Source organism: Deltaproteobacteria bacterium GWC2_65_14, assembly GCA_001797615.1.
GTDB lineage: Bacteria > Desulfobacterota > Deferrimicrobia > Deferrimicrobiales > Deferrimicrobiaceae > GWC2-65-14.
This window is the reverse complement of sequence record MGPV01000061.1, coordinates 468-12179: the sequence shown is the minus strand read 5'-3', so window position 1 is coordinate 12179 and position 11712 is coordinate 468. Positions and strand designations below refer to the sequence as shown.

The 11712-nt window shown below is 63.9% G+C and carries 10 protein-coding genes and 1 pseudogene; 6 read left to right on the top strand and 5 right to left on the bottom strand.

What is annotated here, in order from left to right:
- The first annotated feature begins 341 nt into the window (after nucleotides 1–341).
- Entirely contained in the window at nucleotides 342–734 is a 393-nt protein-coding gene (locus A2X88_06125; protein OGP33144.1) for a hypothetical protein, read from the top strand.
- Nucleotides 735–827: 93 nt separating this feature from the next.
- Here the strand turns inward: A2X88_06125 and A2X88_06120 are convergent, their stop codons facing one another.
- Genes A2X88_06120 through A2X88_06110 form a run of 3 tightly spaced genes read right to left on the bottom strand, consistent with a single transcriptional unit; the run spans nucleotide 828 to nucleotide 4579 of the window.
- Nucleotides 828–2219: a Fis family transcriptional regulator gene (locus A2X88_06120; protein ID OGP33143.1), complete on the bottom strand. Its 1392-nt coding sequence runs from the start codon at nucleotides 2217–2219 to the stop codon at nucleotides 828–830.
- Nucleotides 2216–3673: a hypothetical protein gene (locus tag A2X88_06115; protein ID OGP33142.1), complete on the bottom strand. Its 1458-nt coding sequence runs from the start codon at nucleotides 3671–3673 to the stop codon at nucleotides 2216–2218. Before A2X88_06115 ends, A2X88_06120 begins: the two co-directional genes overlap by 4 nt.
- On the bottom strand, nucleotides 3674–4579 hold the full coding sequence (locus A2X88_06110; GenBank protein OGP33141.1) for a hypothetical protein: 906 nt from the start codon (nucleotides 4577–4579) through the stop codon (nucleotides 3674–3676).
- 288 nt (nucleotides 4580–4867) lie between these two features.
- On the opposite strand from A2X88_06110, the gene A2X88_06105 reads away from it, so the two are divergent.
- The 4 genes from A2X88_06105 to A2X88_06090 all read left to right on the top strand — a co-directional run bounded on the left by A2X88_06105 (nucleotide 4868) and on the right by A2X88_06090 (nucleotide 7205).
- Entirely contained in the window at nucleotides 4868–5284 is a 417-nt protein-coding gene (locus A2X88_06105; protein ID OGP33140.1) for a PadR family transcriptional regulator, read from the top strand.
- 111 nt (nucleotides 5285–5395) lie between these two features.
- Nucleotides 5396–6010 (top strand): hypothetical protein, encoded by a 615-nt coding sequence (locus tag A2X88_06100; protein ID OGP33139.1) that lies wholly within the window; start codon nucleotides 5396–5398, stop codon nucleotides 6008–6010.
- A complete protein-coding gene (locus tag A2X88_06095) occupies nucleotides 5980–6420 on the top strand; it encodes a hypothetical protein (protein ID OGP33138.1) in 441 nt (146 codons plus the stop codon). Before A2X88_06100 ends, A2X88_06095 begins: the two co-directional genes overlap by 31 nt.
- Nucleotides 6417–7205, top strand: coding sequence for a hypothetical protein (locus A2X88_06090; protein ID OGP33137.1), 789 nt, complete (start codon nucleotides 6417–6419; stop codon nucleotides 7203–7205). Before A2X88_06095 ends, A2X88_06090 begins: the two co-directional genes overlap by 4 nt.
- A gap of 85 nt (nucleotides 7206–7290) precedes the next feature.
- Here the strand turns inward: A2X88_06090 and A2X88_06085 are convergent.
- Both A2X88_06085 and A2X88_06080 read right to left on the bottom strand, forming a co-directional pair.
- Nucleotides 7291–9374, bottom strand: a pseudogene (locus A2X88_06085) (cadmium-translocating P-type ATPase).
- A gap of 166 nt (nucleotides 9375–9540) precedes the next feature.
- Nucleotides 9541–9972 (bottom strand): hypothetical protein, encoded by a 432-nt coding sequence (locus A2X88_06080; protein OGP33136.1) that lies wholly within the window; start codon nucleotides 9970–9972, stop codon nucleotides 9541–9543.
- Between the two features lie 632 nt (nucleotides 9973–10604).
- Between A2X88_06080 and A2X88_06075 the strand changes: the two genes are divergently transcribed.
- On the top strand, nucleotides 10605–11712 hold a 1108-nt coding region (locus A2X88_06075), incomplete at its 3' end, for a hypothetical protein (GenBank protein OGP33135.1).

Genomic DNA, 11712 nt, shown 5'->3' with positions numbered 1-11712 from the left:
CAGGCGTGACTTTACTTCGAGTCCTCCTGTTCCTTAGACCTCGCCGGGAAAAGGGTGCATCACCCGTGCCCGAGCCGCAATGACGCAATAAAGTTTATAAAACAGGTAGTTGGATCCCGGCAGGATTTTTCGGGCCGATCCGTCCGGGGATATCCCCGGATGCAGCCGGTAAAATCCCCAACCGGTGAAATTCCGGGCGCAAACCGGTGAGAACGCGGAAGGGACGCAGGGAGGGCCGTGGCTGAATGTCGCCCGCCACGAAAATCGCACGCGTTCCCGCAGACTTCGGGCGCCTTCGGCAGATCCCGGGGTCGGGTATGTCTTTTGCTGTCCGCATCGTCATGCTGCCCCGAAAAGCGCTCCTCGTGGACGACAACATCCTGCTCTGTTGGGGCCTCTACCGGTCCCTGACGGGGCGGGGCTTCGTCGTCCACACCGCAGGTACCCTCGGGGAGGCGCTCACTCAACTGGCCTCCGATGCCTACGGCCTCATCTTCCTGGACGTGCGTCTCCCGAACGGAAGCGGTTTCGAGATCACCGACGAGATCCGAAGGACACAGCCGCTGGCGAAGGTGATCGTGATCAGCTGCGACGCCTCGCCGGAGACACTGGAGCGCGCCCGGGCCCAGGGAGCCTTCCGGTTCCTGGAGAAGCCCTTCGACCTCAGCGACATCACCGAGCTGATCGACGACGCCTACGGAGGCGGGACGGAGCACAGACGATTCGAACGGTAGGCGGGACGGAGCACAGACGATTCGAACGGTAGGCGGGAGGCGCCCCCCGAAGTGACGAGCCTCACGGGAACTCGGCGCCGAATATGAGGAGGGTTACTCCAGCCGGAACTTCTTGATCTGGTACCTCAGGGAGTCGTAGCTCACGTCCAGCAGTTTCGCCGCCAGGGTCTTGTTGTTCTTCGCCCGTTCCAGGGCCTGGAGGATCAGGTCCTTCTCCAGCTCCTCCAGGGAGATCCCCTTCTCGGGAAGCAGAAAACGGCCGGAAGGGGCGGCGGATGGCGGGTGCGGCGAGGAGTGAAACATCTCCTTGGGAAGGTGCCCGGGAAGGATCGTTTCGGCGTTCTCCAGCACCACGATCCGTTCGATCACGTTTCTCAGCTCCCGCACGTTCCCGGGCCACGGATGGGAAAGCATGAGCCGCTCCGCCTCGGGAGAGAAGCCCGCGGGGCGGGGCCGGTTGTACCGACCGGAAAACCCCGAAAGGAAGCTATGGGCCAGGACAAGGATGTCCTCTTTTCTTTCCCGGAGGGGCGCCAGGTGGAGGGAGAAGGCGTCCAGGCGGTAGAAGAAATCCGTCCGGAACTCTCCCGCCTCCATCGCAGCCGGGAGGTCCCGGTTCGTCGTGGCCATTACGGTCACGTCGACCGGTATCTCCCGGTCCCCCCCGACGCGGCGGATCGCCCGTTCCTCGATCACCCGCAGGAGCTTCGCCTGCAGGCCCGGCTTCATGTCTCCGATCTCGTCGAGGAGGACGGTGCCCCGGTTCGCCAGCTCGAACACTCCCCTCTTGTCCGCTTTCGCGTCCGTGAAGGCGCCCTTTTCGTATCCGAAGAGCTCGCTCTCCAGCAGCGCCTCCGGAAGGGCCGCGCAGTTGATGGGGAGGATCGCGGCCCACGGGACCCCCGTGTCCGCGTGGAGAAGCCGATGGATGTACCTGGCGAGGACTTCCTTTCCCGTCCCGCTCTCGCCCGTGATCAGCACGGTCCGGACCCTGGCCCGGGCCAGCTTGGCCGCCTTTTCGCGAATCTCCCGGGCCGCGTGCGACTCGCCGAGGAAATCCGCCTGATAGAGGTCCGGGTTCGCCACGCGCAGGCACTGCACTTCCCGCCTCAGCCTTCCGTTCTCGATCACCTGGCCGATGACGATCTTCACCTCTTCCAGGTCGAACGGTTTCGTCAGGTAGTCCGCGGCGCCAAGCTTCATGGCCTTTATGGCGGTCTCCGCGGTGTCGTCCGAGGTGAGCATGACCACCTGGCAGGGGATCCCGCTCTCCCGGATCTCCTGGAAGATCTCGAGTCCGCTCTTGCCGGGAAGCTTGATGTCCAGCAGCGCCACGTCGGGGAAAAAGGCCTTCAGCCGGCCCGGGACCTCCCGGCCGGTGGCGTCCGCCTCGACGTCGTACCCCTCCTGGCGCAACGCCCTCGAGAGCATCTCGAGGATCAGTTCGTCGTCGTCGACGAGGAACACCTTCCCCTTGGTCCTCATGCCGTGGCCCCCCTTTCCGTGCCCCTGCGGGGAAGCACGATCCGGAACACCGTCCCGCCTCCGGGATTCCCTCCCGCCGAGATCGTGCCCCCGTGCTGCTCGACGAGCTGCCTGCAGATCGACAGTCCCAGCCCGGTCCCCTTCCGCTTCGTGGTGAAGAAAGGCTGAAAGATTTTTTCTTCCATTCCCGCCTCGATTCCCTTGCCGGTATCCGATATGGAGATCTCGACGGCGTCCGAAGAGGGGTCGAAGAAGGTCCGGATGGCGAGGGCGCCTCCGCCCGGCATCGCGTCGACGGCATTCAGGAGGATGTTCAGAAGCGTCTGCTGGATCTGCATGAGGTCGGCCGGGATCGGGGGAACACGCCCGTCCAGCTCCTTCACGATCCGGATCCCGGTCCCGCTCGCCGCCGGCGACGGGTGGTGCTGGAGGTAGAAGCCCACGGTGGCCTCCACGATCCGGTTGACGTCGACGTTGTCGAACTGCGGTCTGGGGGGCTTGGCGAAGTTGAGGAAGCTCTTCATCAATACCTCGAGCCGCCTCACCTCGTCGGTCACCTTCGCCGCGACGGTCCGGTTCTCCTCCGACATGTCCGGGTCGTCGGACAGCACTTCCATCGCCACCTTGATCCCCGCAAGGGGATTCTTGATCTCGTGCGCCAGCCCCGCCGCGAGCTCCCCCACGACGACCATCTGCTCCGTCCGCTGCATCTTCACCATCTGGTCCTTCAGGCAACCCGCCATCTCGTTGAACGAGCTCGCCAGCTCTCCGAACTCGTCCCGGAGCCCGGCGATCCGGTGATCCAGGTCGCCCCCCTTGAGCCGCCTCGTCGCCGCAAGAAGCTCGCTCACCGGCTTCGTCAGGCTGGTGACGTAGACGTAGGCCAGGCCCGCCGAAAGGAGAGGCCCCGCGCCGATCAGGAGAAAGAGCAGGATCTTCGTCGTGGAGATCCTGGCGAGGACGGTCTTCGTGTGCTGGGCCAGGTGCCGGTCGGTCAGGGCGACCATCTCCTTGACCGTATGGGTCAGCTCTTCCCCGGCCCGGAGAGCGGCGTCCCTCTCCGCGTTCAGCCGTTCCGTGTTGGCCAGGTAGGTCATGACCCGGCTCAGGGCCAGCTTGTAGTCTTCCAGCCGGCTCCTCAACTCGTTCAACCTGGCCGTGACCTCTTCCGAGTGGTGACACGCGAAGCAGCCTCGCGCGAGCTTGTCCATCCGGACGGCGTGCGACACGATGGCGTCGGCGGTCCTGGCGTAAGGGGTGTCCCGGAGGCTCAGGTCCGTCTGCACTCCCTTGACGCTGACCAGCAGGTGCTCCCGCAGGATCTCGACCTGGTGAAGCTTGATCAGCTCGTCGAGCTCGGATGTGGCGTTCTCGATGGTGAAGATGACGGAAATCCCGATCAGGGCGAAGAAGAGCGAATGGAGGGCCAGGCCCGCGATGATCTTTTTCTTCATTCAGCGGTTCGTGTAATCGTACGTCGCGAGATCGATGCCGATCTTTCCCGTATAGCTCAGGACGACGTCGTAGTCCGCGTCCGTGGTCTCGACGAACCTCCGCGCGCCGAAGTTCTCGAGCACGTTCCGGCCTTCCGGATCCTCATGCATGGTCAACAGGACGTTCTTCAGTTTTTCCTTGAGGGGCGGCTCGACTCTTCTCCCCAATGCCAGGGCATTCTCGGGAAAGGAGGGCGACCGGTCGAGGACGACGAGTTCCTTCGCGACGCGGGGATCGGCGGCGGCAAGCCGTCCGAACACCGTGTTCTTGCACGCGCCCACGTCCGCCTTTCCGTTCAGGACATCACGGACGACGTCCTCGTGCGTCCCGGCGAAGTACACTTCCTTGAAGAAGGCCTCGACGTCGCCGACTCCGCCCTTCCGCATGAACGCGAGGGGGAAGAGATACCCGGCCGCGGTCGCCCGGGCCACGAAAGCGAGCCTCTTCCCTTTCATGTCCTTCGCGGCACGGATGCCGCTGTCCTTTCGGACGATGATCATCCCCTGGTAGGTGGAAACGCCGTCGGGGCGTTCCGGCCTGGCGATCACCTGGACTCCGAGTCTCGCATGGGCCAGCGAATAGGAAAAGCTTCCGAAAAACGCCCCGTCCAGTCCCGCGGACTCGAAGTTGTCGATGAGGTTCCCGTAGCGCGGCAGGACCTTCAACCCGATCCGTACCCCGGCCTTTCGGCCCAGGTAGTCCGCGAGAGGCTCGTATCGCTCGATCTGCTTGAAGATGTTCTGCTCGGGGTTGAGCCCGAAAAGGAGCGTTCTCTCGGGACCGGGCCGGTCCCGGGCGGGCCTATCCGTCTCGCAACCTGTCGTGACGGCGAGAACGATCCCTATCGCGATCAGAAGCCGTTTCATGCGGAGTGGCCGGCACCCGTGGGCGATGACATGGGACCCTGGAACCGCAACATTATATCTATGGCTGCTTCCCGGCCGCAAGCGCAAGAGCTGTTCTCGCAGGACCCGTCCTCCCGGGAGAAGAACCCGATCGGGCCGGCCGGTGGACCTCTCCATGACGGCAGCGCGCCGTGTGGCCGGAAAGCCGGGTTTCACGATGCTCGGGAACGCGCCGCCGCAAGGACCTGCCCGCTCTTCCGCAATTCTCGATTGACTATTTTTACGGATATCGTTTATGATAACCGTAATATGAGACGATCCTCCGTGACTGCGGAAGACGCGAAAGCCCTGCAGCGAGAGATCCTCCTGGCTTTCTGGAAGATCCACATCCTTCACCACGCCGGCGAGGAGCCGGTGGTCGGCCAATGGATGCTCCAGGAGTTGCGGCGCCACGGATACGACGTAAGCCCCGGGACCCTGTATCCCATCCTCCACCGAATGGAGAAGCTCGGATGGCTCCGCCGCGACGTCGACCGGCCGGGAGGGCCGCGCGCCAGGAAGTCCTATCGCCTCACCGCGAAGGGGAACGCGGTGCTTGTCGCCGTCGCCCGCCAGCTGGACGAGCTGTTCAAGGAGACGCGGCTCGGCGGGCCGCCCCGCCGCCCCGAGGATCCGTCGCAGGAAAGGGGTTCCCGGATCCGTCCGGTCGCTCGAGAGGAGCGCTGACGACGGCCCGCCGCCGCGCTGACCCCCGGAGGCCCAGGTCAACGGGGAGCGCCCGGCGTGGCCGGAGATCTCGCGTCCCTCAAATATGGTCGAGGAGGAACCCGGAACGTGATGGAGGCCTTGATCCGATTTGCACGCGACCGCAGGATTCCCGCCACGCGGATCGTCGCCCTGGCGCTCCTGTCGCTGATCCTGGTGACGGACCATTCGTGGGAGCGATACGGGCTCCTCGACCTGGTTATCGAGTTCAGCGGTTTCGTATTGATCGGGATATGCACTTTCGGCCGGCTTTGGTCTTCCCTGTATATCTCCGGTTTCAAGGAGCGCAGGGTCGTGACCGAAGGCCCGTATTCGATGGTGCGCCACCCGCTGTATTTCTTCAGCTTCCTCGGAGCGATCGGCATCGGACTGGCTGCGGAAAACATCCTTGTTCTGGCCGTGTTGGTCCTGCTCTTCGTATTCTATTATCCCTTCGTGATCCTGGGCGAAGAGAAGAAGCTGATCGATCTGCATGGGGAAGATTATCTGAAGTACATGGAGACGACGCCCCGGTTCCTTCCCAAACTCTCGCTGCTGTCGGAGCCGGAGCTCTATCCGGTCGATTCCAGGCGTTACCGGAGCGCATTTTTCGACGCCATGTGGTTCTTCTGGTTCTTCATGATCCTGCAGATCGTCGAGCGGCTCCGCTTCCTCGGATGGCTCCCCGTCCTGTTCCGGGTCCCCTGAGGCCCCCCTGCCGGATCTGCACGATCCGGCTGGTCCGGCTCTGCTACGAGCGCACCCGGTGGTTTCGGTGGTTCCGCGAGCCCCTCGTCCTGGGGATGCGGCTCCTCGCCCGATGGCACCGGATAGACCCGCGTGAATACGCCGTTCGGAGCCAAGAGTGCCACGGCTGCCTCCGTTTCCTGAAGGAGGACCTCAAGGAGAAGTCCCCCCTGTTCGCGCGGCTCAACGATCTTGCCAACCCGACCTTCAACCGGCTTCGCGACTCGATCGTGACGCAGGAGGAGATCGAAGAGGCCCGCCGCTTCGCACGTGAGGCTACGGAACCGCAGGACGATCAGGGCGGACCGGACGTCTCGCGGCACTCCAGGCGCGAGGGGACGGCGCATTCGGAAGTGGTCCTGGACCGATGAGCTACCTCCTGATCTGCACGACCGCACTGCTGGTCTCTGGGCTGACCCTGTTTTCGGGGTTCGGCCTCGGGACGCTGCTGATGCCGGTCTTCGCGCTGTTCTTTCCGGTGGAGGTGGCCGTCGCGGCAGCGGCGATCGTGCACCTGGCCAACAACCTGTTCAAGGCCCTGCTCCTCGGCCGCCACGCGGACCGCGGCGTCGTCGCGCGATTCGCCTTCCCCGCAGCCCTCGCCGCCATGGCCGGCGCCTTGCTGCTCAACCATCTCGGCGGGATGGCGCCGATCGCCCGGTTCGAGCTGGCAGGCCGCGCATGCACCGTCACCTGGATCAAGCTGGTCATCGCCCTGCTGATCATGGGGTTCGCCGTGGTCGAGCTGTCGCCCGGGCTCGAGAAGATGGCCCTGGACGCCCGGTGGATCCCCGTGGGGGGACTGCTCTCGGGCTTCTTCGGCGGGCTGTCCGGCCACCAGGGGGCGCTGCGCACCGCGTTCCTGGTCCGCGCGGGGCTGTCCAAGGAGGCCTTCATCGGGACCGTGATCCTGTCGGCGATCGTGGTGGACCTGAGCCGGATGACGGTCTACGGGCTGACCTTCTTTTCGCGCGATTTCGAGATCCTCAGAGCGCAGGGCGGCATTGGGCTGGTGGTCGCAGGGTCCCTGGCGGCGTTTCTGGGCGCGTTCCTCGGGTCGCGCCTTCTTACGAAAGTCACCATGCGCATCATCCAGCGCCTCGTTGGCGTTCTGCTGCTCCTGCTGGGCGCGGCGCTGGGCGCGGGGCTGGTGTGACGGCGACCTGCGCTCTGCCGCCGCCGGGGAAACGCGATCCTACGGCCGCTCGGCGTGAGCTGCACGCCGCGGTAAGGCGTGTAGTCTACCCGTTCGAGCCCCAAAGGAGACGCATGCCGTTCCCGATGACGAGCAGCGTCGCCCCCATGTCCGCGGCGACCCCCATCCAGAGGGTGGCCAGCCCCACGGTGGCCAGAACGAGGAACACCGCCTTGGTCGCCAGGGAAAAGACGACGTTGAACCGGATGATCCGAAGCGTCCGGCGGCCCAGGCGGACGGCGAAAGGAAATTTCCGGAGGTCGTCCCCCATGAGCGCCACGTCCCCCGCCTCCAGCGCCACGTCGGTCCCGGCCGCCCCCATGACCACGCCCACCGTGGCCAGGGCCAGGGCCGGGGCGTCGTTGATCCCGTCGCCCACCATCGCCACCTTTTTCCCCTTCTCCACGGCCTCCCGTACAAGTGCGACTTTCTGCTCGGGAAGGAGTCCCGCGTGGACCGTGTCGATGGGGAGCTGCGATGCGATCGCCTTTCCCGTCTCCGGGTTGTCTCCGGTCAGCATCGTAAGCTCGGTTGCCCCCAGGCGGCGCAGCTCGGTCAGGCCGGCCATCGCCTCTCCCCGGACGGTGTCCTGGATGGCGACCATCCCGAGCATCGTTTTCCCGGTCCCGATCAGCACGACCGTGGCCCCTTTTCGTTCCCATTCCTCCACGGCTGCCTTCTGCGGACCGCTCAACCCCGATCCTTTATTGAAGAAGGTCGGATTCCCCGCGAGGTGGATCTCCCCATTCACCTTCCCCCGGATGCCCATGCCGGGCACGGCCTGGACGAACGTCGGGGCGGGAAGAGGGTCACCGTCGCCGTTGCTCCCGGCGGCCTCCAGGATGGCGCCGGCCAGCGGATGCTCGGACCGGGATTCGAGCGCCGCGGCCAGCCGGAGGAGTTCGTCCTCCGGGAGATCGCAGAAGGACCGGACATGGATCACCTCGGGCTTTCCCCGCGTGAGCGTCCCCGTCTTGTCGAAGAAGAAGGTGCGGATCCTCCCCAGCTCTTCCAGATAGACCCCGCCCTTGAACAGGACCCCCTCCCGCGCCGCGCGCGTGAGCCCGCAGACGACGGAGACGGGGGTGGAGATCACCAGGGCGCACGGGCAGGCGATCACCAGGACCACGAGCCCCCGGTAGAGCCAGGTGGAAAACGGTTGCCCGAACAGAACCGGAGGAACGAGGACCAGGGCCAGGGCGAAGGCGATCATCGCGGGGGTATAGTACCGCGCGAACCGGTCGATGAAGGTCTGGCTCGGGGCTCGTTGCTCCTGGGCATTTTCGACGAGATGGATGATCCGGGCGAGCGAGCTGTCCGAGGCGGGTTTCTCCGTCCGGATCTCCAGCATCCCCCGGCCGTTCAGGCTACCCGCAAACACGCGGGAGCCGGGCGTCTTCGCCACCGGAACCGATTCCCCCGTGATCGGCGCCTGGTCGACCGAGGAGGTCCCTTGCAGGACGACCCCGTCCACCGGGACCCGTTCCCCCGGACGAAGGACGACGACATCCCCGACCGAGACCCGCTCGACGGGGAGCCGGACTTCTCCTCCTTCCCCGCGGACGGTGGCCTCCTTCGGGGAAAGGTCGAGGAGGCCCGGATGGCGTTGCGGGCCCGGTCCATGCTGCGAGCCTCCAGGACCTGGGCCAGGGAGAAGAGAAACATCGTGGCCCCCGCCTCCGCCCACTCCCCGATCAGGAGGGCGCCAACGGCTGCGGTGGCCATCAGGGTGTTCATTTCGAGTTGGCGGTGACGAAGCGCCTGCCAGGCTCGGCGGGAGACGTACCAGCCCCCGGAAACCGTCGCCAGGAGAAGGAACAGCATGGCAGCGGGAAGCCGGATCTCCATGAACTTGAGCGATAGCCCGGCTGCCAGCAGGATCCCGGATGCGGAACTCGCGACAAGACGCCCGTGTCGCTCCCAGAAGGACATTTCTTCCGCCGTCCGTTCGTCGATATCGGCCCTGAAACCGGCCTCGGAGATCGCCTGCACGATCCGCTCGGGCGAAACGGCGTGCGGGTCGAATTCCACCGCCAACGTGGAATCGGCATAGGAAGGAACCGCCCGGCCCACCCCCGGAACGGCGGACAGCGCGGACAGGATCGGAGTCGATTCATGAGCGCAATCCATCCGTTCCACCCGAAAGATCCGGCGCGAAGCCAGTGTACAGGCGTCACCGCAGGAACAATTCGACGCCCCTTGCTTCACCGCTCTTCCCATAACCCGCCTCCTTGGCTGCGATTTTTCCCTAACGTATGAGCATACATTCATATATATAGTCAAAAAAAAGGGCGCCCTACGCTACGCTCTCGCCGACCTGGCCCGCCACCCTTCCGCCGGAGTCCACCTCTTCACGGACATGCCGAAGCGCCTCTTTCATCAACACCTCGATATGCGTGTCGTCGAGCGAATAGAAGACCATCTTCCCTTCCTTCCGGTACCGGACCAGCTTTTTGTTCCGCAATACCCGAAGCTGATGGGAGGTCGCCGACTCGCTGATGCCTAAAAGCCTGGCCAGATCGCAGACGCAAAGCTCCTCCACGGAAAGGGCCTGGAGAACCTTCACGCGCGTCGGATCTCCAAGTGTTTTGAAGGTTTCCGCCAAGGACAGGATTTCCCTCTCCGGGGAAAGCGCCTGGCGGGCGATTCGCACATGATCCTCGTTTACGTAATGGATCTCGCAAACATCCGGGCTTCTTCGATCCACGGTACCTCCAAACACCTGCATGCCTGTTCATATGTTGTGACTTTTATCGACACCGGTCAAGGGATAATTCAGACCCCGCCATGATGGATCCAAAGGGTGGTTTCCCATGGAGGAAGACCGGAGAGTCATCAGAAATGGATTTTGGTTGACCTGCCCGGGAGTGAGACGTTAGAATCTCCCGAATGTCCACTCGAACGATAATCCGGGGAGCCGTCCTCGGGATTCTGATGATCCATGTATTTGTGTCCGTCGCGGAAGCTGCGATCTGCAAACCCTGGCCCTCCAAGGCGGTCGCTGCCTTCGCGTCCTCCGGCGAAACGGGGGCGACATTGTTCGTTCTACCAGAAGATCGAAACGAGTCCTGCCCCCCGGCAACTCAAGATTCGGGGGATCACGCCTGTACGCTTTGCCCGTCCTGTCTTGCCCCTTGCATCATGGACACTCCGGTTTCGGTTTTTCGAGACAATCCCGTTCATCGCATCGCACCCCCCGAGTTTTCCAGTCGTTATGAGGCACCTTCCTTCTCTCTGCTAAGACCTCCGATTCGCTGACCCCGCCCATTCCCGTTTTTCGACCGCCGGTCCGTGAAGGAACCGGTGCGTACCTCTTCGTGCACCGTAAAAATGAATGCTCCACCAGTGGAAGGAGTTCTTATGAAAACCGCATCGGAGGTTCGTACCGAGAGCGTTTCTGCCTCCGCAACCAAAGAGCGGAAGCAGTCAAAACCGGTTGCGACCCGAATCTGGAACGTTCTGATCTCTCTGAAGCTCGCGATCTGGGTCATCATCCTCCTGGCAGTGACCTCCATCCTGGGAACGATCATCGAGCAGAATCAGCCGATGGAGAAATACCTGCAAGAATATAGCGAAGGGACTATCCGCGCCCTGGAAGCCCTGCAGCTGTTCGACATGTACCACTCCTGGTGGTTCCTCCTCCTGCTCTCCCTGTTTGCAACGAACCTCACCTGCTGCACGATCGACCGCCTCCCCCGGGCGATCCGGACGGTCCGCAATCCCCGGCGGACGATCGACGCCGCGATGGAAAAAACCCTTCCCCTCGTGGAGCGGTGGAAAAACAAGGGCGATATTCCGCAGTGGACGGAGAGGCACCGGTCGTCGCTCTCCGGGGCCTTTACGGCTCCAACGATCACGGAACATGACGGCTCGGTGCACCTGTATGCGGAAAAGGGCGCCTGGTCCCGGTTCGGCGCGTACGCCACCCACGCGGGCATCGTCATCGTCTTCGTCGGGGCCATCGTCGGAAACGTCTTCGGATTCAAATCGTACGTGGCGATTCCGGAGGGGAAGGAATCCTCCCACCTGGATGCCCGCGGCGGGAAGGAGCACATCGACCTGCCCTTCTCCGTCCGGAACAACCGGTTTTGGGTGGAGACCTACCCGAACGGCCAGCCCAAGGAGTACTCCTCGGATTTAAGCGTCATCGAGAACGGGCGCGAGGTCCTGCGCAAGACGATCGAGGTCAACGATCCGCTCGTCTACAAGGGGATCTGGTTCTACCAGTCGAGCTACGGACAAGCCGGGCCACCCACCGTCCAGGTATCGGTCAAGAAGGCCTCGGGCGAGGATGCGGGAATCCTGTCTCTCGCCCCCGACGAAAAACGGGAGATCCCGGGGTACGGCACGGTCAGCGCCATAAACTTCGAACCGGACTTCCAGGGGTTCGGCCCGGCCCTGCAGGTCATCGTGGAGAAACCGAATAAGGCCCCCCAACAGGTCTGGCTGCTCCAGAGGTTCCCCGCCT

What these genes read in the sequence shown, in the direction of transcription:
- A2X88_06125 (OGP33144.1), top strand. Translation starts at nt 342, where the DNA reads ATGCTGCCCCGAAAAGCGCTCCTCGTGGACGACAACATCCTGCTCTGT.
- A2X88_06120 (OGP33143.1), bottom strand. Translation starts at nt 2,219, where the DNA reads ATGAGGACCAAGGGGAAGGTGTTCCTCGTCGACGACGACGAACTGATC.
- A2X88_06115 (OGP33142.1), bottom strand. Translation starts at nt 3,673, where the DNA reads ATGAAGAAAAAGATCATCGCGGGCCTGGCCCTCCATTCGCTCTTCTTC.
- A2X88_06110 (OGP33141.1), bottom strand. Translation starts at nt 4,579, where the DNA reads ATGAAACGGCTTCTGATCGCGATAGGGATCGTTCTCGCCGTCACGACA.
- A2X88_06105 (OGP33140.1), top strand. Translation starts at nt 4,868, where the DNA reads ATGAGACGATCCTCCGTGACTGCGGAAGACGCGAAAGCCCTGCAGCGA.
- A2X88_06100 (OGP33139.1), top strand. Translation starts at nt 5,396, where the DNA reads ATGGAGGCCTTGATCCGATTTGCACGCGACCGCAGGATTCCCGCCACG.
- A2X88_06095 (OGP33138.1), top strand. Translation starts at nt 5,980, where the DNA reads ATGGCTCCCCGTCCTGTTCCGGGTCCCCTGAGGCCCCCCTGCCGGATC.
- A2X88_06090 (OGP33137.1), top strand. Translation starts at nt 6,417, where the DNA reads ATGAGCTACCTCCTGATCTGCACGACCGCACTGCTGGTCTCTGGGCTG.
- A2X88_06080 (OGP33136.1), bottom strand. Translation starts at nt 9,972, where the DNA reads ATGCAGGTGTTTGGAGGTACCGTGGATCGAAGAAGCCCGGATGTTTGC.